Below are 18,335 nucleotides of genomic sequence, written 5' to 3' on the forward strand. Positions count from 1 at the left end.
GCGATCCGATCCCTTCGATCATATGTGCTGGGTACGACATTTCCGGGACCTCCGGAGGCACCGGTTCCCGCAGTTCAGCGGGCAAGTTCCGCCCTCCCGGCCGCCTGTTCGAAGGCGGCTCCGAGCGGCGGCGCCGCCCTACTCTTGAAGGCGACCTTCACTGTCCCCCATCGCCCCGCAGGAGTGATCATCTTGGACGGCGCGGCACCGAGCCTGCAGGACATCCTCCGGCTGCGGCAGCAGGACACGTTCGTGGGCCGGGACTCGCGGATCGCGGAGTTCAGGCACAACCTCCGCCTCCCGGCCACGGACCCCGGACGCCGCTTCATCGTGAACATCCACGGCATCGCGGGAGTCGGCAAGTCGTTCCTCCTCCAGCAGTTCCGGCGCATCGCGCAAGCCGAGGGCGCCGCCTGCGCGCTCGTGAACGAGGACTACTTCGACATCGTCGAGACCATGTCCGCGCTCGCCGCCGATCTCAGCGGGCAGGGCGCGCGCCTCACCGAGTTCGAGGCGCAGCTCGCGACCTACCGCCAGCGCCGCCGCGAGCTCGAGAGCGACCCGAATGCGCCCCTTGGGGACATGATCACGACGACGACGGTCCGCGCGGGGGTCGCGCTGGCGAAGTCGGTCCCGGTCGCCGGCGCCGTCGCCGAGTTCGTCGACCCGGACGCGGTGGCGGCGCAGGCCAACCGGTTCCGCGCCTATTTGGTGCAGCGGTTCGGCAAGAAGTCGGACATCGATCTGCTGCTGGCGCCGATCGAGGTCCTGACCCGCTCGTTCGTCGGTTCGGTCGACCGCCTCGCGGCGGAGCGGCCGGTGGTGCTGTTCTTCGACACGTTCGAGCGCACCGCACCGTATCTGGAGAGCTGGCTCCTCGACCTCTTCACCGGCAAGTTCGGCGGGCTCTCGGCCGAGGTCGTGACCGCGATCGCCGGTCAGCTCGCCCTCGCGGACAACCGCTGGTCCCCGCTGCGCAGTCTCATCGCATCCCACCCGCTCGAACCGTTCACAGAAGCGGAGGCCCGCGACTTCCTCACGCAGCGCGGCGTCACCGACGAAGCGGTCGTCAAGGTGATCCTGCCGCTCTCCGGGAGCGTCCCCATGTGGCTGGCGACGCTCGCCGAGAGCAACCCCCGGGACCCGGGCGCGATCCCCGACCCGAGCGAGGACGCGGTCGAGCGGTTCCTCAAGTGGGAGCCCGACGATCACCGGCGCGACCTCGCGAAGGCCGCCGCCCTCCCCCGCCGGTTCAACCGCGACGTCTTGCGCGCCATGCCCGACGCGAGCGACGCCGACGAGCTGTTCGACTGGCTCCGGCGCCTGCCGTTCGTCTCCCGCACCACCGACCACTGGCGCTACCACGACGCCGTCCGCGATCCGATGCTGCGGCTGGCCCGCATCACCTCGCCCCAGCGGTGGCGCGACCAGCACCTGGCGCTCGCCGCGCACTTCGCCGCGGAGCAGGCCGCACTCGGGCTCGCGGACGGCCTGCGATGGTCCGATCCGGACTGGCAGGCGCTCGCCCTGGAGGAGACGTACCACCGGCTGTGCGCCGCACCGGGGGCCGCGCTGCCGCACGCGCTCGAAAAGGCGGTCGAGGCCGCCGAAGCGAGCGTCGCCCTGGCTCGCCGGTGGTCGGCCATGCTCAGCGAAGCCGGAAGCGCCGCCGGCGCCGAGCGGCTGCGCTCCTGGGGAGGACGACTCACCGATCTTCTGAAGGACCAGGACGACGATTCGGCGTTCCTCACCGCGCTCATCGACAGCGGCGAGCTCGGCTCCGAGCACCTCGCGAACGCCCTCGCGGTGAGAGGGGACTCGCATCGCAGCCGGAAACGGTACGAGCAGTCGATCGCCGACCTCGACCGGGCACTGGAACTGCGGCCGGAGCAGCCGCGGTTCCATCGTTGGCGGGGCCTCACCTTCCAGGCCATGCGCCGGTACGACGACGCGGTCGCCGACCTCACTCGATCGATCGATCTCGACCAGTCCTCGGCGCAGGCGTTCGCGCAGCGGGGCGTCACCTACCGGCTGATGGGCCGCGACGAGGAAGCCTTCGCCGACCTCGGCCGGGCCATCGAACTCGAACCCGAGAACGACTGGTACTACGCACAGCGCGGCATCACCTACCAGATCGCCGGACGGTACGAGGAGTCGCTCGCCGATCTCGGCCGCGCCATAGCGCTAGACCCCGCCGAGGCCGCCAATTTCCGACTGCGCGGAGTCACCTTCCAGCTCGCGGAGCGGTACGAGGAGTCGCTCGCCGACCTCGACCGCGCCATCGAACTCGACCCGGCGGACGAAGGCGGTTTCGCGGAGCGCGGATACACCCGCCACCTCATGGGACGCCACGACGAGGCGTTCGCCGACTTCGGCCGGGCGATCGCGATCGACGGCGACCAGTCATGGACGTATGCGCTGCGAGGGAGCGCATACCGGTCCCTGAGCCGGTACGAGGAAGCGCTCGCCGACCTCGACCGGGCGATCGAACTCAACCCCGACAATGAGTGGGTGATCGCGGAGCGGGCGGCGACCTGTCGCGCGTTGGACAGGCATGAACAGGCGATCGCCGGCTTCGGTCGTGCGATCGAGCTCGACCCGGACTACCAGTGGGCGCTCTCGCAGCGAGGGGCGGTGCTCCGCGACACCGACCGGCAGGAGGCGGCGCTCGCCGACTTCGACCGCGCGATCGAGCTCAATCCCGCGGACGGCTGGACGATCATGCAGCGGGCGAAGACCCTCCAGGTCCTCGGACGCCACCGAGAAGCACTCGCCGACTTCGACCGCGCCATCGAACTCGACCCCGCGAACGACTGGAGGATCACCCAGCGGGCGCTGGCCTACCGTTCCCTCGGGCGCTACGAGGAGGCGCTAACCGACTTCGGTCGCGCATTGGAGCTCGCGCCGGATCCGTACTGGGACCTCATGGAGCGCGGAGCGACGCTCAGGGTCATGGGGCGCCACGAGGAGGCCCTGGCCGACCTCGACCGCGCGATCGGTTCGGCTCCCGACCGGGACGCGGCGCTGTGCCAGCGAGGCTTGACGTACATCGCGATGGAACGGCACGACCTGGGCCTCCGCGACTTCGAACGAGCCGTCCGCATCGACTCCGACGACGCGTGGACGCACCTGCTTCGCGGGAGAGCCCTACGTGGCCTGGGGCGTTACGAGGAGGCGCGGACCGCGTTCGGAAACGCCGTCCGGCTGCTCCCCGACAACGAGCCGGCCCTCGCCTACCGCGGCGAGGTCAACCGTCAGCTCGGCGACCTCGAGCCCGCACTCGCCGATCTCGATCGGGCCGTCGCGCTCGCCCCCGACGACGTCTGGAACCTGTCACAGCGCAGCGCGGTGCATCACCTGATGGGGAACGCGGAGGCGGCGATCGCCGACCTCGACCGGGCACTGGCTCTGGACCCCTCCAATCACTGGTACCGGTTCTTGAAGGCGATCGTGCTCAAGTCTGTTCGGCGCGAAGCGGAGGGCATGGCCGACCTGCTGGCCGCAGTCGATCTCGCGCTGACGGAGTCTGATCCCGAGGACGTCCAGGATCGGTTCAGCCTGGTCGTCTACCTCCTGGTGCTCGGTCGGACGGAGGAAGCGGCGACCGCCCTCGATGCGGTGCTGCTGTCGGGTCCGACCGCCGCCGCGGCGTTGGACTTCATCGAGGACCTGTCCTTCCTCGCCGCCTGCCCCGGGCTCGAGGTCGATGGGCTCGAGGCGTTCTCGCGGATCGCCGCCGAGTACCGGGACGCGAGGCTCGGGGAGCAGCGCGAGTGACCTCGGCGCCGCCGGCAGCGGAGGAGCCGCCGGCGCCGAAACGCGGTCGCTGTCGTCAGGCCTTGCCGACCGCCGAGACGATCGCGTCCGCGAGCTCCGCCGGCTTGGTGAGCTGGGGCCAGTGGCCGGTGGGGAGGTCGATGTAGGCGGTGTCCTTGACGGCGGCGAGCTCCTTGGCGAAGGGGATGTCCTGCTCGACCCAGGCGCGGACCATGGCGCTGGAGAACTCGCAGCAGATGACGGTGACGGGGACGTCGAAGCGGCGGTCGTCCGAGAGGACCTGCTTGTCGAAGGCGACGCCCTTGGGGGTGGGGACGGCGCGGGCGCGGAAGGCGTCGCGGAGTTCTGGGGTGAGGTCGACGAGGTCCTCGTCCTCGAACACGTTCCAGTCGGGCAGGGGGATCTCGCCGTCGACGACCGGGAGCTCGTCGTTGATGACGCCGCCGGGGCCGAGGGGGGCCGAGTCGACGTAGACGACGCGGGCGATGCGGTCGGGGCGGGCGTCGGCGACGGCGTGGGCGACCGCGCCGCCGCCGGAGTGGCCGACGAGGACGACCGGGCCGTCGAGCTTGTCGACCTCCCCGACCACGTAGTCGATGTGGTCGCGCAGGCCGATGCCGGAGCGGTCCGCGTCGGCGGACTCCATGCCGGGCAGCGTCAGCGGGTGGGTCCGGTGCCCGGCCTTCTCCAGCGCGGGAGTGATGTCGTCCCAAGAGGACGCGTCGAGCCAGAATCCGGGGATGAGAATGATGTCCATGCCCCAGACCCTAGCGGCCGGGACCGACAGCCCGGACCGGTTCGGTCGTCAGCGGAAGTCGTTCTCCTTCAGCTCGACGACCCACGCGCGGCGCTCGCAGATGAGGCCGTCTCGCATCACGAAGACCTCGGCCATCGACATGCGCATCTCCTCGCCGTTGTCGCGCGTGGCGGTGCCGGTCAGTTCGGCCATGACCACGTCGTCCTGCTCGACCATGCGGACCACGTCGAGCCGCGGCGGCCCGATGAAGCCGGGCCCCTCGATGGCGGCGTCGTACGCGGACTTGCCGGTCAGGCGGAAGGCCCCGTAGACGGTCCACTCGATGTCGTCGGTCAGGCAGGCGAGGATCTGCTCGTGGTCGCTCCTGCGGAACCCGTCCAGGTACCGGTCGACGGTGTCGGTGTTCTGCGACATGACACTGATCCCTTCGTCGTCGCGGACGAACGTACCCGCCGCGGCCGGCGTTCACGGGTCGAACGGCCGGGTTCAGACCGCGCTGGTTCAGACGGCGCCGGTTCAGGCGGCGCGGAGGGTCATCACGGTGATGTCGGCGTCGGCGCCCACCCGGATCGGGGGGCCGTTGGTGCCGGCACCGTTCGTGACGTACACCTGGGTGCCGCCGTGGGTCTCGAGGCCGTCGAGCTGGCCGCTGCGGAGCCGGGAGAGGTAGTGGACGGGCCACATCTGGCCGCCGTGGGTGTGGCCGGAGAGCTGGAGGTCGACGCCGTAGCCGGCGATGCGGTCGACGGCGGCGGGCTGGTGGGCGAGGAGGACGACCGGGCGGGAGGGGTCGCGGTCGCCCAGGGCCGCTTCGAAGTCGGGGCCGGTCTCGATGTCGTGCATGTCGCGCTGCTCGACGATGAGGTCGTTGACGCCGGCGAGGTCGAAGCCGGGGAGCTCGACGCGCGTGTTCGGCAGGCCGGTCATGCCGAGCTCCTCGACGCGCTCGTACCAGGCGTCGGCGCCCACGTAGTGCTCGGCGTTCCCGGCGACGAAGAACGCGCCGTCGCGGGCGGCGAGGCACGCGAGGGGGTCGGTGGCGTCGCGGATCTGGTCGGCCTCGTTGCTCGCGAGGTCGCCGACGAACGCGATGAGGTCGGCCTGGGCGCCGTTGATGCGCTCCACGACGCGCTCGCAGTAGCCGCGGCCGCGGATCGCCGAGAAGTGGGTGTCGCCGACGATCGCGATGCGGTAGCCGTCGAACGCGCGGTCGAGGCGCGGCAGCGTCACGGTCACGGCCTTCAACTGCGGCGTGCGGTAGCCCTCGTAGAGGCCGTGGCCGACGGTGCCGAGCGCGACGGCCGTCGCGCCGAGCCCGATCGCCCGCGAGACGACCATGCGGCGGGACAGGCCCGTGCCATGTGACATATCACCGTCGCCGGGTTCGGCCACCGCCCTGCGCGCGAGGCCGGCGGCCTTGCCGGCCAGGCCGCCCTTCCGCTCGTCGGCTCCGGCGGCTTCGACCTGCCTGGGGGCCTGCTCCGGCCGCGCCGACCCTGCCGCCGCGGGCGCGTTTCCGGAGCCGGCCGGCCCTGCCGCCGCAGGCGCATCGCCGGCGTCGGACGGCCCGCGCGGCTCCGTGCGCTCGGCGCGCTCGCTCTTCTTGCGGCGCAGAAGGAACCATCGCACCGGCTCCGACAGGATCAGGACTCCCGACAGGTACATCATGATGCCGAACCAGATCCAGCCCGGCCAGCCGACCGCCTCCTGGAACCACAATGGAGCGTGGACGGACGGCGAGAACCACTGGGCGAGCATCCCGGCCGCGCCGAGGACCGCGAGGACCACCGCGCCGACGCGGCGCCAGGGCGACCCCCGGCGGGTGGTGTCGCGGAACAGCCGCAGCCACAGGTAGGCGTGCAGGACGGTGAAGCCGACCGGGATCGCGATGTCCGGGACGATCGACCACAGTGCGGCCACGTCAGCGCCCCGCCAGGGCGCCGCCGTTGGCCTGGATGATCTGGGCGGTGACGTGCCCGGCCTCGGGCGAGGCGAGCCAGGCCGCGAGGGCGGCGACGTCGTCGGGCCTGCCGGGCCGCTGATTGTGCGTCTGGCCGATGAGCATGGTGCGCCGCTGCTCGGTCATCGCGGTGCCGAAGAACTCGGTGTCCTCGATGTACCCGGGCGCGATGACGTTCGCGGTGATGCCCCGGGCGCCGAGCTCGGCGGAGAGGTCGACCGCGTACGGGTGCATGGCGGCCTTGGAGGCGCCGTAGCTGCCGCTGCCGGAGCCCCGGAACGCGGCGATGGAGCTGAACAGGAGGATGCGGCCGCCGTCGTTGAGGATCGGCTTGAGCCCCTCGACGAGGTGGACGGCGGTCATCACGTTGAGGCGCAGGTTCGCGGTCCAGGACCAGGAGGTGCGCTCGAGTCCCTTGGGGAGGTCCTCGGGGGCTTTGGCGGCGACGTTGCCGCCCGCGACGGCGGCGATCACGTCGATGCGGCCGGCGCGTTCGGAGGCGTGCTGGAGGACGTCGTGGGCGCCTTCGACGGTCTCGAGGTCGGCGGCGCAGAACGAGGCGCGCTCGCCGATCCGCTCCGCGGCGCCGGCGAGGACGTCCTCGCGGCGGCCGACGAGGATCACGTCGTCGCCTTGGGCGGCAAGGCGTTCGGCGACGGCGAGGCCGATGCCGGTGCCGCCGCCGCTGACCACTGCGGTGCGTGCCATTCGGTGCTCCTTCGGTCGGTTCCGGGCCGACTCTAGCGCGGTGGAGCGAGCGCCGCCGCACGGCGCATCGCCCACCAGGAGAGGGCGGCGACGAGTGCGGTCATGGCGAGATTGTGGCCGTATTTCGCGACCGGGTCGGTCTCCCCGAGGGGGTCGGTGAGGAAGCTGGGGAGGACGACGGCGAGAAGCGCGCCCGCGGCGAGCGCGACGTCGTGGCGGCGGCTCCATCGCCGGGAGCGGGACCAGTGCGCGATCGCGGCCCCGCCGGCGAGGACCAGCGCGGCGGCGACGGCGAACCCGGTCCAGGTGGGCGACACGGACGCGGCGAAGAGGGCGGCGGCCGTGGCGGGGATGAGGACCGCGGGCGGCGGTACGCGCCGGTCGGTGCTGCGGGGCGGCCGACGGGCCGACATGAACGCGAGGGCGATCAGGACCGCGGCCGCGGCTGCGGCGCCGGCGAGCTGCGCCGGGGAGGCGTGGTCGCTTTCGCTCCTGAGATGGTCCCTGAGGACCATCGCGCCGGCGGCGAAGTAGAGCAGCGAGGTGGCTGCGAGGCCGGGGACGCGGAGCCAGGGGCGTTGCCTCCCAGGGGCGTCGATCGCCTCGACGAGGACGATGGGGGCGGTGAAGCTCCACAGGACGTGCCCTCCGACGAAGGTCAGCGCCGCGGCGGCGCTGATGCCGAGCGGGTCGATCCAGGTGGGGACGGTCATGTCGTCCCAATAGTCGATGCCGCGGTAGCCGGTGGAGAACAGCGACTGGTCGATGATGCCGGCCTGGACGATGCCGAGCGCGGCCGCGAGGAGCAGGACCCCGGGCCATCCGAGGCCCGCGCGGCGGGCGGTCTCCCGGATGAGGAGCGCCGGGGCGCCGTACAGGGCGGCTCCGAAGAGGATGGTGGCGAGGATGCCGGCCGGGTCGCCGGTGGTGACGTCGTATCCGGAGAGCATCTCGGCGCACACGGGCGCGAGGAGCACGAGGGCGAACGCGGGTGCGAGGCGGCGAACGGCGGCCCGGGGAGCGGGTGGTGCGGGCGCGGTGTGGTCCATGTTCCGACGGTATGAGCGGATGCCGTTGCGGCGCATCGGCCGCCGGTATCCGGAAGTGCGGCGCCGGTATCGACCAGCCGATACTTTCGTCGGGCGCGGGACTCGAATCGCGGGCATGACGCATGGGACGGCGCTCCCGAGCGCCCCCGGGTCAACAGTGCCGTTCGGGCGACAATAAGGGCGCTCTACGGCTCGAACAGGCCGGGTTCTGAGCCGGCTCGCTCAAGTGCGGGCGACCTGGATCTCGGGGCCGTCACCGCCGCCGAGCAGGACCGATTCGCGGGCCGGGACGTTCACACGCGGGGCGATTTGGAGGAGGGCCCGGGGCCGGTTCGGGCAGGCAACGGTTCACGCTCGTAGCGGGCTCGTTCGGCTCGAAACGCGGCAGATGCCATTGGGGTGGTCGGTTCCCCTTAGTCCGGCCGCTCAGGCGGCTCGACGCGGCGCGCCGCTTATGAACGGTCGAGATGGTGCGCTGCAACGACTCCCGACCAAAGTGCGGCTCAGGCGGCGCCGTCGAATTCGTTCTGGTTGACGCAGATGTCTTCGGCGTTGTGCTTGATCCAGTCGAACATGTCCACGAGGCGCTCGCTGGTGCCGCGTCCGACCTCGTTGAGGCCGTAAGTGACCTTCGGCGGGGTCGACGGTTCGACCTGCCGCCAGACGAGGCCGTCGCGCACGAGGGTGCGCAGCGTCTGGGACAGCATCTTCTCGCTGATGCCCTCGATGCGCTCGCGCAGTTCGAAGAAGCGGAGGTCGCTCTCGCGCAGGGCGAGCAGGACCCAGATGCCCCAGCGGCTGGTGATGTGGTCGAGCACCTGCCTTGCGGGGCAGTTGGAGTGAAAGACCTCACTCCCGTCCGGCGGTCCCCATACGACGGCCTGTTTTCCTTCCGGCATGTCATGAGCTTACCTCGAGGTACGCCCTTCCCAGAAGTAAGTTTCGCTCCTACCTTGGGTTCTGCACTCGCCACCACGAAAGGAACCCGAAATGATCGTCATCACCGGAGCCACGGGAAACGTCGGACGCCCGCTCGTCGAAGCGCTGGTCGCCAAGGGAGCACCGGTGACCGCCGTATCCCGCGGCGAAGCCGGCTTCACGGCCGGCGTCGCCCACCGCCGGGCCGACCTCGCGCTGCCCGAGACGCTCGACGCCGCCTTCGCCGGCGCCGACCGGCTCTTCCTGCTCACCCGCGACCACGGGATCGACATCGCGCCCGTGCTCAAGGCCGCCGAGGCGGCCGGCATCGGCCGGGTCGTCCTCCTCTCCTCCGAGCGCGCCGCGACCAGGCCGAGCCCCGAGACCCAGGCGTACGAGAACGCCCTCACCGCAAGCGGGTTCGACTGGACCATCCTTCGCCCCGGCGGCTTCGACAGCAACGCGTTCCTGTGGGCCGACCCCGTCCGGAAGCGGCGCGAGATCACCGCGCCGTTCGGCGACGTCGGGCTGCCGCTGATCGACCCGCTCGACATCGCCGAGGTCGCCGCCGCAGTGCTCACCGAGGACGGCCACGACGGCCGCGCCTACATGCTGAGCGGGCCGGAACTCGTGTCTCCGCGCGGGCAGGCCGCGGCGATCGGCGCGGCGATCGGCGAGCCGGTCGCGTTCGTCGAGCAGACCCGCGAAGAGGCGTTCGAGCAGCTCCTCGCGTTCTGGCCCGCCGACGTCGTCGAGGGCTCCCTCGACGTCATGGGCAGCCCGAATGCGGCCGAGCAGCGGATCAGCCCCGAGGTCGAACGCCTCCTCGGCCGGCCCGCGACCCCGTTCGCGGACTGGGCGAGGCGGAACGCCGCCGCGTTCCGCTGACACCCGCACCGCGACGGGCGTCTCATCCGCCGGCTCTACGTGATCGCACGGGCGGCCGGCGATCACCGGGGCCGGCGCGTTTCGCGACCTGTGGGCCCGCCACCGCCGAGACCCCGGCCGTCCGACACCATGCCACCTGCCACCTGCCGCCTGACACGCTGCCGCCCGCCGAGTGCCGACTCGGCGGGCGGCCGTCGCATCGGGGCCGACCGTCTGGGGACCGGCGCGAGCGGGGAATTTTCTACAACGTTGTGATCCCCCGTTGTGTTATCGGTAATACTCGGCTAGGCTACGTGTCAAGTCCATCGATATTCGCAAATATCCCGATTCACCAGTCCATGATCGCCGAGAGCACCCGGCACCGCTCTCGGCTCCCGACCGCCCCTCAGTGAGGAGGGGCAGAGGAGGCCGACCATGCAATCCGAGACCCTTGGCCGCAAGCGAAGGAGGCGCCGCCTCACGGCGGTGCTCGCCGTGCTCGTCGCGGCGCTGACCACGGCGGCGACGTTCATGCTCGTCACCGCGAACGCCCAGGCCGCCATCACGACCGGCACCTGGTACACCATCACCTCCCGCCACTCCGGGCTCGTGCTCGGCGTCGAAGGCGCCTCCACGGCGACGGGCGCGCGGCTGGTCCAGCAGACCCCCACGGGCGCGACCAGCCAGCAGTTCCGGTTCATCGACGCCGGCGGCGGCTACTACCGCATCCAGGCCCGCCACTCGAACCTCGTGCTCGACGTCTACGAGTGGAACGCCGACAACGGCGCCACGATCGCGCAGTGGACAGACCTGAACGGCACCAACCAGCAGTGGCAGGCGACCGCGAGCGGCGACTACTACACCTTCACGAACCGCTTCTCCGCCAAGAGCCTCGACGTGTGGGAGCACTCGACCTCGCCCGGCGCCCGCATCTCGCAGTACGACCCCACGGGCGCCGCGAACCAGCAGTGGCGCCTCACGCCGGCCGGCGCGAACCCGACCGATCCGCCGACCACCGGCAACCCGTCGGAGTGCACCCCCGCCCAGCCGCCGAACCTGAGCGGCAGCCTGGGCGCCCACGACCCGGCTCTGTGGGCCGGATGCGCCGGCCAGCCGTGGTTCGTCTACGCCACCGGCGACATCCGCTTCAGCGACGGCAACGTCCCGATCCTGCGCTCCACCAACGGCGGGCAGACCTGGCAGCACGCCGGCTACATGTGGAGCACCAAGCCCGCATGGACCAGGCAGCAGATCCCCGGAGTCGAGAACGTCTGGGCGCCAGAGATCCACTACGACGCCGGCCAGGGCCTGTACTACCTCTATTACTCGGTCTCGACGTTCGGGTCCCAGCGCTCGGCGATCGGCCTGGCCACCAGCCCGACCCTCGACCCGTCCGCGCCCGGCTTCGGCTGGACCGACAAGGGCGTCGTCCTCCAGTCCTACAACGGCAACGCCTACAACGCGATCGACGCGAACATCATCGTCGACGCCTCCGGCAGGCACTGGATGGTCTTCGGATCCTGGCAGCAGGGCATCCACACCATCGAACTCGACTGGCCCTCCGGCAAACCCAAGGCCGGAGCGACCCCGATCCGCCTGGCCACCAAGGGCGGCGGCATCGAAGGCCCGTCGATGATGTACCGCAACGGCTACTACTACCTGTTCACCTCGATCGGCACCTGCTGCGCCGGGGCGAGCTCGACCTACAAGATCACGGTCGGCCGCTCGACCTCGCCGACCGGTCCGTTCCTCGACGCCGCGGGCGTGGACATGCGCAACGGCGGCGGCACCGTCGTCCTCGGCGCCTACGGCAGCAACGTCGCCGCCGGAGGCCAGTCGATCCACAGGGGATTGATGGCGTACCACGCCTACGGATCGAACGGCGGCTTCGCCCTCGATATCGAACAGATCCAATGGAACTCGTCGGGCTGGCCCGTCCTCGACGGCAGTTGAGAACCAGACGTACGGCCTCGACGGCGGTCGAGCACCGGAAGCCCGGACTCGACAGCGGTTGAGGATCCCCGACGCGATCCCGACCGCGGTCGAAAGCCGGAGACCCGGACTCGACCGGAGTCGGGAGCCGGCGCCGGGCCGCGACCACCGTCGCGGCCCGGCCGCCCGCCTGAACGGCAGCCGACCCCGGCTGCATCCGGGGCGCACCCCCACCGGTGCGCCCCTCCCTCACACCGAACATCACTCCGCTTGGAGCGCACCATGTCCAGCACGACCCTCACACGCGCACGCGCGTTCGTCGCATTCGCCCTCATAGCCGCCCTCGCGGCCTTCGGACTGTCGATCGCGACCGCGAAGCCCGCCAAGGCCGCGATCCCGACCGGCACCTGGTTCACCGTCACGAGCGCCCACTCGGGCCTCGCGCTCGACGTCCAGAACGCCTCGACCACCGCGGGCGCCCTGCTCAACCAGTACACGCCGAACCAGTGCACCTGCCAGCAGTTCCAGTTCGTCTCCGTCGGGAGCGGCTACTACAAGATCCTGGCCCGCCACTCGAACCAGGTCATCGAGGTGTACGAGCGGAGCACCGCCGACGGCGCCACGATCGCCCAGTGGACCGACCTCGGCGGCACCAACCAGCAGTGGTCGGTCACCGAGCACGCCGACGGCACCTTCAGCTTCATCAACCGCCACTCCGGCAAGGCGCTCGACCTGTGGGAGTGGTCCACGACCGCCGGCGCCCGCATCTCGCAGTACACCTACAACGGCCTGAACGCCCAGAAGTGGCGCCTCGCCGCCGTCCCCGCCTCCGGGGAGCCCACGGTCTCGAACCCGCTGCGCTCCAACGGCGCCGACCCGTGGATCGAGTACTGGAACGGGTACTACTACATGTCCACCACCACGTGGGACTCCACTGTGATCATGCGCCGCTCGACGACGCTGAACGGCCTCAAGACGGCCTCGGACACCGTGGTCTGGAACGACGCCGGCAACGCGAGCCGCTGCTGCTCGCACTGGGCGCCGGAGTTCCACCGCATCAACGGGACCTGGTACCTCATGTACACCTCGGGGAACTCGCAGACGAACTTCGACGGCCAGAAGCTCCACGTCCTCCGATCCACCTCCTCGACCCCGATGGGGCCGTACGAGTTCATGGCGACGCCGCTCCCCAACCAGTGGAACATCGACGGCTCGTACCTGCAGGTCAACGGCCAGCTGTACCTCATGTGGTCGGAGTGGGTCGGCGCCGACCAGTCGATCCGGATCGCCGCGATGTCGAACCCGTGGACCGTGACCGGCTCGCACGTCACCATCTCCCGGCCCACCTACAGCTGGGAGATCCAGGGCGGCCGGACGAACGAGGCCCCGGCGGTCCTCCAGCACAACGGCCGCACCTTCGTGACCTACTCCGCCTCCTCCTGCAACACCCCGGACTACAAGCTCGGGCTGCTGGAGCTGACCGGCTCCAACCCGCTGTCGGCGTCGTCGTGGACCAAGACCTCGACGCCGGTCCTCCAGCAGGGCGGCGGCGTCTTCGGCCCCGGCCACAACGGCTTCTTCACCTCCCCCGACGGCACCGAGGAATGGCTGGTCTACCACGGCAACCGGACCTCCAGCCAAGGCTGCGGTTCGACCCGCGAGACCCGCGTCCAGCCCATCACCTGGAACCCGAACGGCACCCCGAACTTCGGCACCCCGCTGCCGAACGGAGTCGTCATCGCGGCGCCCTCGGGCGAGTGATCACGCACTGAGTCCGACACACAGGGCCCCCTCGTATCGCGAGGGGGCCTTTCGCCGTTCAGCGGAGGACGCCGACCGCATCCGGCAGGGCCGCCCGCACCTGCGTGAGCCCAGGTCAAGGCCGCAAGCCTCCCATCGCAGAACGAGCCGGAGAAAACGCGGCCACATATTCCTTGACACGAATATTCGTCTCGTGGAATACTTTCGTCATGGACGACATCCTCGCAGCGCTGGCCGACCCGGTCCGCTGGCGGCTCGTGAACCTCCTGGCCGAGCGGCCCCGCCCGGTCGGCATCCTGGCCCGGCTCGCCGATGCGCGCCAGCCGCAGACGACCAAGCACCTTCAGCACCTCGAACGCGCCGGGATCGCCGTCTCCCAGCGCACCGGCCAGCGCCGCATCTACGCACTCCGGCCCGATTCGCTCCGGGACCTGGCGGCGGCGCTCACCCGGCTCGCCGACGCCGCCGATGCGATCGGGGGGCTGCGTTCGACGTTCGACCGCTACGGCATCGCCCTCGAGGCCGAGCGGCTCGCCGCCGAGGAGCCAGGGTGGGCCGACGGCCGTTCGTTCCGGTTCCTCCGGTCGCTCGAAGGCGGCACCGACCTGGTGTGGCGTCATCTGACCGAGGCGTCGCTGCTCGCGCAGTGGTGGACGCCCGAGGACCTCCGCGTCTCCGAGCTCGTCTTCGACGCGCGTCCCGGTGCGCGGATCGTCCAGGAGTACCGGGACGTCGAGGACACGGACGCGTCGGACGTGGTCGCCGGACGCGCCGAGGGCGTCGTCGACGAGGTGCGGCCCGGTGAGCGCCTGGTCTACCGGCTCTCGCCGCTGCTTCCCGACGGCACCGTCGCCTTCACCGCCCATGTGGCCTACGACCTTCGGGCCTCCGGCGCCGGCACGGACCTCGACGTCCACTACCGCGTCACCGACAGCACCACCGAGTCCGCGGACTTCATCGCGGGCATCGAGATCGGCTTCGGCCAGACGCTCGACAAGCTCGCCGCGGCTGTGGCCGCGGCTTCGCACGACACCACCACTACTGAAACGAGGAGCACGAAATGAACGACTCGACCGGTCGCAGAGTGACCGCGAACCTGAACCTGACCCTCGACGGACGCTACAACGGCCCCGGCGGGCCCGGCGACCTCGGCGCGATCGTCGCCTACGCGACCACCGAGGTCGCACGGGAGCACATGCGGCGCTTGCACGAGCACGCGACGACGGCGCTGCTCGGCCGCCTCAACGCGGAGGGCTTCCTGGGCTACTGGCCGCATGTCGCCGCCGACGAGAACGCCGATCCGCGCGATCGCGGCTACGCCCGGTGGCTGGTGGACGCGGAGAAGGTGGTCCTGTCGACCACGCTGACCGAGGCGCCCTGGGAACGCACCCGCATCGTGAACGCGCCGACCGCGGAGGTCGTGAACGAGCTCAAGGCGAGCGGCGAGGGCGACATCCTCGTCAACAGCAGCGCGAGCGTCATCAAGCCGCTGCTCGAGGCGGACCTGATCGACCGGCTCTACCTCATGATCGTCCCTGAGATCGCCGGCGGCGGCCGGCGGCTGTTCGAGGACGGCCTGCCGTCCACGAAGTGGACCTTGACGTATCAGGAGACCGGCGAGCTGGGCGAGATGGCCCTGGTCTACGACCGGGCGCGCTAGTCGACGCGTGCAGCGCGGTGGTTCCGGGCCGGAACCACCGCGCTGCGCGTGTCCGGCGGCGGCTGCGGATGGGTCGCTCCGGTGACGCCTGGCGAATGCGGTTCGGGCCCTCAGAGCTCGATCTCGCGCAGCGGGTTCCCGCCGTCGATGAAGAGTCGTCCGTTCGGCGTGAGCGCGGCCGCGATGCGCCGCTTCGCGATCGCTCCGGCTTCGGGGTGGCGTCCGTCCAAGGCGCCGACGCGGACGGCGAAGGCGAGGTCGAAGGGCGCTTCCGAAGGGAGGAGTTCGAACTCCTCCGCGGCGACCTGACGGGTGCTGAGTCGTCCTGACTCGATGTCGGCCGCGGCGTTCCGCCGGATCTGTGCGACTCCGGTGGCGGACCGGTCGATGACCAGGATGTGCCCGTCGCCGATCCGTTCGGCGACCGCCTTCGCCGCTGCTCCCGGGGCGCCGCCGATCTCGAGGACGCGGATCCCCTGCCTGAGCGGGAGGGCCTCGACGATCGCGGCGAGACGTGGCGAGAGTGCGCTCATGCTGGAACCGCCTTCCATGCCCGGGTACGGCTTCCAGACTATGGGCGTCGCGGCACGGCGCGCGTCGGACTCGGGCGGTGCCGTCGGCGCGTGCCGGGTGACGCCGTGATCGCCGGTGTCACCGTGCTGCGGGCCACCGGTGGCGGTCCGCGGGCGCGACGACTCGGTGACCTGGGCGTTCACCTCGTTCGGCGGCGATGTCGGGGGTCCCGGTTAGGCTCGGAGGCATGGACGGCGAGCTGTTCCCGAGGGACCGTACCGAGGTCGCTCCGGGTGCGGTGCTGCTGCCGGACTGGCTCGACGAGCAGCGGCAGCGCGAACTGGTCGCGGCGTGCCGCGAATGGGCCCGGCCTCCGGCGGGCATGCGCACCGTGCGGACGCCGGGCGGCGGCGTCATGTCCGCCAAGGTGGTGGGTCTCGGCTGGCAGTGGCGCCCCTACTACTTCTCGAAGACGGCCGACGACGGTTCGCCGGTGAAGCCGTTCCCGCCCGAGCTCGGCGAGCTCGCCCGCCGGGCGACCGAGGACGTCTTCGGCCGGGTGCCGGACGACGGCCTCGAGTACGACATGGCGCTGCTCAACTTCTACGATGCCAAGGCGCACATGGGCATGCATCAGGACAAGGATGAGCTGTCGAAGGCCCCGGTCATATCGCTCAGCCTGGGCGACACGTGCGTCTTCCGCTTCGGGAACACCGAATCGCGCTCACGACCATATACCGACCTGGAACTGCACAGCGGCGACCTGTTCGTGTTCGGGGGCCCGTCCCGCCTCGCGTTCCACGGCGTACCCCGGATCCTGCCGGGCACCGCCCCCGCATGGCTCGGCCTCACCGGTCGGCTCAACCTGACCCTGCGCGCCACCGGTCTGACCCCGCCGACGGGATCGGGCGCCCGCGGTCCGGGTCGGCCGCTGCGAGCGGACTCGCCGACCGAGGAGAGTCAATAGGGCTGCGAGGCAAGCGGTTCGCTTGTTCGGGGGTCGGCCTCGGGCAGCGGGCGCCTGACGCGGGCTGAGCGCCGTCCCGGTTCGGCCGGTCGGTCCGAGTCGCGGCGCGGGTGTCTGACGCGGGCTGAGGATCCGTTGGATCGGCTCGATGTCGGAGGGCGCTGCCACACTCGTCTGACCCGAGTCGTACTGGAGGCGGCATGTCCATCGAATCCGAAGTCAGGGCCGTGGCGGCGGCGTTCGACCAGGCGCTGGTCGGCAACGACGCGAGCACGATCGCGGCGTTCATGACCGACGACTGGGTGTACGTGGGCCCGGAGGGCCCGGTCCCCAAGGCCGATCTCATCGGCTGGATCGCCTCGGGCCGACTCGCGCACCACACCATGGACGCGGTGAGCCCCGAACGCGCGGTCGTGGTGGGCGATGCGCTGCTGGTGACGAGCCGCCGCGTCAGTACCGGACTGTGGGAGGGCGAGCCGTACCGGGCCGACGAGTGGATCAGCGACGTCTGGGTCCGCAGCGGCGACTCGTGGCGCTGCGCGTTCAGCCAGAAGTCACCGGTCTGAGGACGGCCCCCTGCGACCGGTGCTCCTGGACGAGCCGGGACACGAAGGGGCGCATCAGGTCCGCGCATTCGCGGCTGTGGGTCTCCAGGAGGTAGTGCCCGGCGTCGAGCAGGTGGCTCTCGGCAGTCGGGAGGTTCCGGTGGTAGGCGAGGATCTCGTCGAGGTCGAAGTACGGGTCGTGGACGCCCCAGACGATGAGCGTCTCCGGCCGGTGCTCGCGGTGGTAGTCGCGGATCGCGTCGAAGCGGGCGACGTGCGAGCGGTAGTCGGTGAACAGGCGCCAGTGCGCGTCGAGGTCGCGGGAGATCGCCCGCCAGTCGAGCTCCCAGGTCTCCGGCGGGACCAGCTCGGCGATCCGCTCGGGGAGGTCCCACAGGTACTGGTGCCGGGTGCCCTCGTAGTGCAGCCAGGACTCGATCGCGGCCCGGTTCTCCTCGCTCGGGTCCGCCCAGTAGGCGCGGCTGGCGTCCCACTGCTCGCCGAGGCCCTCCTCGTGGGCGTTCCCGTTCTGGACGATCAGCCCCCGCACGCTGGAGGGGTCGCGCATCGCGAGGTGGTAGCCGACCGGGGCGCCGTAGTCGTGCAGGTAGAGGATCTTCCGGCCGACGCCGAGGCCGCGCAGCCACTCCTCGACCACGTCGGCGAGCCACGCGAACCCGTACTCGACGCCCGGACCCGGCACCGACGACAGCCCGAACCCGGGCAGGTCCGGCGCCAGGACCCGCGCGCCGGTCTCGGCCAGCGGCTCCATGACGTGCCGGAACATGTGCGACGAGCTCGGGAACCCGTGCAGCAGCACCAGCGACACCGGAGCCGTCGCGCTCCCGGCCTCGCGGTAGTGGAGCCGGTTCCCCGCCACCTCGGCGTACCGGTGGCGAATCCTCGTGTCGTCCACGTCCG

At 71.0% G+C, this 18,335-nt stretch carries 16 protein-coding genes; 8 read left to right on the forward strand and 8 right to left on the reverse strand.

Annotated features, from left to right (window positions below; translation table 11 throughout):
- The first annotated feature begins 192 nt into the window (after nucleotides 1-192).
- Nucleotides 193-3,777, forward strand: a complete 3,585-nt coding sequence (locus GFD30_RS10360) for an ATP-binding protein (RefSeq protein WP_194201919.1) — start codon at nucleotides 193-195, stop codon at nucleotides 3,775-3,777.
- 55 nt (nucleotides 3,778-3,832) lie between these two features.
- Here GFD30_RS10360 and GFD30_RS10365 read toward each other — a convergent pair whose 3' ends face one another.
- The 6 genes from GFD30_RS10365 to GFD30_RS10390 all read right to left on the reverse strand — a co-directional run bounded on the left by GFD30_RS10365 (nucleotide 3,833) and on the right by GFD30_RS10390 (nucleotide 9,150).
- The gene (locus GFD30_RS10365) at nucleotides 3,833-4,534 is read right to left on the reverse strand and encodes an alpha/beta fold hydrolase (protein ID WP_153025120.1); all 702 of its coding nucleotides are present in this window, start codon (nucleotides 4,532-4,534) and stop codon (nucleotides 3,833-3,835) included.
- A gap of 48 nt (nucleotides 4,535-4,582) precedes the next feature.
- Complete coding sequence (locus GFD30_RS10370) at nucleotides 4,583-4,948, reverse strand: nuclear transport factor 2 family protein (RefSeq protein WP_153025121.1); 366 nt, start codon at nucleotides 4,946-4,948, stop codon at nucleotides 4,583-4,585.
- Nucleotides 4,949-5,050: 102 nt separating this feature from the next.
- Nucleotides 5,051-6,454, reverse strand: coding sequence for a metallophosphoesterase (locus GFD30_RS10375; protein ID WP_153025122.1), 1,404 nt, complete (start codon nucleotides 6,452-6,454; stop codon nucleotides 5,051-5,053).
- Nucleotide 6,455: 1 nt separating this feature from the next.
- Nucleotides 6,456-7,202, reverse strand: a complete 747-nt coding sequence (locus GFD30_RS10380; RefSeq protein ID WP_153025123.1) for an SDR family NAD(P)-dependent oxidoreductase — start codon at nucleotides 7,200-7,202, stop codon at nucleotides 6,456-6,458.
- A 32-nt stretch (nucleotides 7,203-7,234) separates the two neighbouring features.
- Complete coding sequence (locus GFD30_RS10385; RefSeq protein ID WP_153025124.1) at nucleotides 7,235-8,251, reverse strand: hypothetical protein; 1,017 nt, start codon at nucleotides 8,249-8,251, stop codon at nucleotides 7,235-7,237.
- A gap of 503 nt (nucleotides 8,252-8,754) precedes the next feature.
- The gene (locus GFD30_RS10390) at nucleotides 8,755-9,150 is read right to left on the reverse strand and encodes a winged helix-turn-helix transcriptional regulator (protein ID WP_153025125.1); all 396 of its coding nucleotides are present in this window, start codon (nucleotides 9,148-9,150) and stop codon (nucleotides 8,755-8,757) included.
- A gap of 91 nt (nucleotides 9,151-9,241) precedes the next feature.
- On the opposite strand from GFD30_RS10390, the gene GFD30_RS10395 reads away from it, so the two are divergent.
- The 5 genes from GFD30_RS10395 (at nucleotide 9,242) to GFD30_RS10415 (ending at nucleotide 15,389) form a co-directional block, all read left to right on the forward strand.
- The gene (locus GFD30_RS10395) at nucleotides 9,242-10,057 is read left to right on the forward strand and encodes an NAD(P)H-binding protein (protein ID WP_153025126.1); all 816 of its coding nucleotides are present in this window, start codon (nucleotides 9,242-9,244) and stop codon (nucleotides 10,055-10,057) included.
- Nucleotides 10,058-10,471: 414 nt separating this feature from the next.
- The gene (locus GFD30_RS10400) at nucleotides 10,472-11,989 is read left to right on the forward strand and encodes an RICIN domain-containing protein (protein ID WP_153025127.1); all 1,518 of its coding nucleotides are present in this window, start codon (nucleotides 10,472-10,474) and stop codon (nucleotides 11,987-11,989) included.
- A gap of 261 nt (nucleotides 11,990-12,250) precedes the next feature.
- Entirely contained in the window at nucleotides 12,251-13,729 is a 1,479-nt protein-coding gene (locus GFD30_RS10405) for a family 43 glycosylhydrolase (RefSeq protein WP_153025128.1), read from the forward strand.
- A gap of 209 nt (nucleotides 13,730-13,938) precedes the next feature.
- A complete protein-coding gene (locus GFD30_RS10410) occupies nucleotides 13,939-14,793 on the forward strand; it encodes a metalloregulator ArsR/SmtB family transcription factor (protein WP_153025129.1) in 855 nt (284 codons plus the stop codon).
- Complete coding sequence (locus GFD30_RS10415) at nucleotides 14,790-15,389, forward strand: dihydrofolate reductase family protein (RefSeq protein WP_153025130.1); 600 nt, start codon at nucleotides 14,790-14,792, stop codon at nucleotides 15,387-15,389. The genes GFD30_RS10410 and GFD30_RS10415 overlap by 4 nt, the downstream gene beginning before the upstream one ends.
- Nucleotides 15,390-15,499: 110 nt before the next feature.
- On the opposite strand, the gene GFD30_RS10420 is transcribed toward GFD30_RS10415, so the two are convergent.
- Nucleotides 15,500-15,922: a methyltransferase domain-containing protein gene (locus tag GFD30_RS10420; RefSeq protein ID WP_153025131.1), complete on the reverse strand. Its 423-nt coding sequence runs from the start codon at nucleotides 15,920-15,922 to the stop codon at nucleotides 15,500-15,502.
- Between the two features lie 227 nt (nucleotides 15,923-16,149).
- On the opposite strand from GFD30_RS10420, the gene GFD30_RS10425 reads away from it, so the two are divergent.
- Together GFD30_RS10425 and GFD30_RS10430 are read left to right on the forward strand one after the other, a co-directional pair.
- Complete coding sequence (locus GFD30_RS10425) at nucleotides 16,150-16,869, forward strand: alpha-ketoglutarate-dependent dioxygenase AlkB family protein (protein WP_153025132.1); 720 nt, start codon at nucleotides 16,150-16,152, stop codon at nucleotides 16,867-16,869.
- 200 nt (nucleotides 16,870-17,069) lie between these two features.
- Nucleotides 17,070-17,435: a nuclear transport factor 2 family protein gene (locus GFD30_RS10430; RefSeq protein ID WP_153025133.1), complete on the forward strand. Its 366-nt coding sequence runs from the start codon at nucleotides 17,070-17,072 to the stop codon at nucleotides 17,433-17,435.
- Here the strand turns inward: GFD30_RS10430 and GFD30_RS10435 are convergent.
- Nucleotides 17,413-18,330: an alpha/beta fold hydrolase gene (locus GFD30_RS10435; RefSeq protein ID WP_322633137.1), complete on the reverse strand. Its 918-nt coding sequence runs from the start codon at nucleotides 18,328-18,330 to the stop codon at nucleotides 17,413-17,415. The two genes, GFD30_RS10430 and GFD30_RS10435, sit on opposite strands and share 23 nt — an antisense overlap.
- Between the last annotated feature and the right edge of the window lie 5 nt (nucleotides 18,331-18,335).

This window comes from Glycomyces albidus (genome assembly GCF_009451885.1).
Lineage (GTDB): Bacteria > Actinomycetota > Actinomycetes > Mycobacteriales > Micromonosporaceae > Glycomyces > Glycomyces albidus.

Excerpts from the sequence above, each read along its gene's own strand:
- GFD30_RS10365 (WP_153025120.1), bottom strand. The coding sequence starts at position 4,534 with ATGGACATCATTCTCATCCCCGGATTCTGGCTCGACGCGTCCTCTTGG.
- GFD30_RS10370 (WP_153025121.1), bottom strand. The coding sequence starts at position 4,948 with ATGTCGCAGAACACCGACACCGTCGACCGGTACCTGGACGGGTTCCGC.
- GFD30_RS10380 (WP_153025123.1), bottom strand. The coding sequence starts at position 7,202 with ATGGCACGCACCGCAGTGGTCAGCGGCGGCGGCACCGGCATCGGCCTC.
- GFD30_RS10385 (WP_153025124.1), bottom strand. The coding sequence starts at position 8,251 with ATGGACCACACCGCGCCCGCACCACCCGCTCCCCGGGCCGCCGTTCGC.
- GFD30_RS10390 (WP_153025125.1), bottom strand. The coding sequence starts at position 9,150 with ATGCCGGAAGGAAAACAGGCCGTCGTATGGGGACCGCCGGACGGGAGT.
- GFD30_RS10395 (WP_153025126.1), top strand. The coding sequence starts at position 9,242 with ATGATCGTCATCACCGGAGCCACGGGAAACGTCGGACGCCCGCTCGTC.
- GFD30_RS10400 (WP_153025127.1), top strand. The coding sequence starts at position 10,472 with ATGCAATCCGAGACCCTTGGCCGCAAGCGAAGGAGGCGCCGCCTCACG.
- GFD30_RS10405 (WP_153025128.1), top strand. The coding sequence starts at position 12,251 with ATGTCCAGCACGACCCTCACACGCGCACGCGCGTTCGTCGCATTCGCC.
- GFD30_RS10410 (WP_153025129.1), top strand. The coding sequence starts at position 13,939 with ATGGACGACATCCTCGCAGCGCTGGCCGACCCGGTCCGCTGGCGGCTC.
- GFD30_RS10415 (WP_153025130.1), top strand. The coding sequence starts at position 14,790 with ATGAACGACTCGACCGGTCGCAGAGTGACCGCGAACCTGAACCTGACC.
- GFD30_RS10420 (WP_153025131.1), bottom strand. The coding sequence starts at position 15,922 with ATGAGCGCACTCTCGCCACGTCTCGCCGCGATCGTCGAGGCCCTCCCG.
- GFD30_RS10425 (WP_153025132.1), top strand. The coding sequence starts at position 16,150 with ATGGACGGCGAGCTGTTCCCGAGGGACCGTACCGAGGTCGCTCCGGGT.
- GFD30_RS10430 (WP_153025133.1), top strand. The coding sequence starts at position 17,070 with ATGTCCATCGAATCCGAAGTCAGGGCCGTGGCGGCGGCGTTCGACCAG.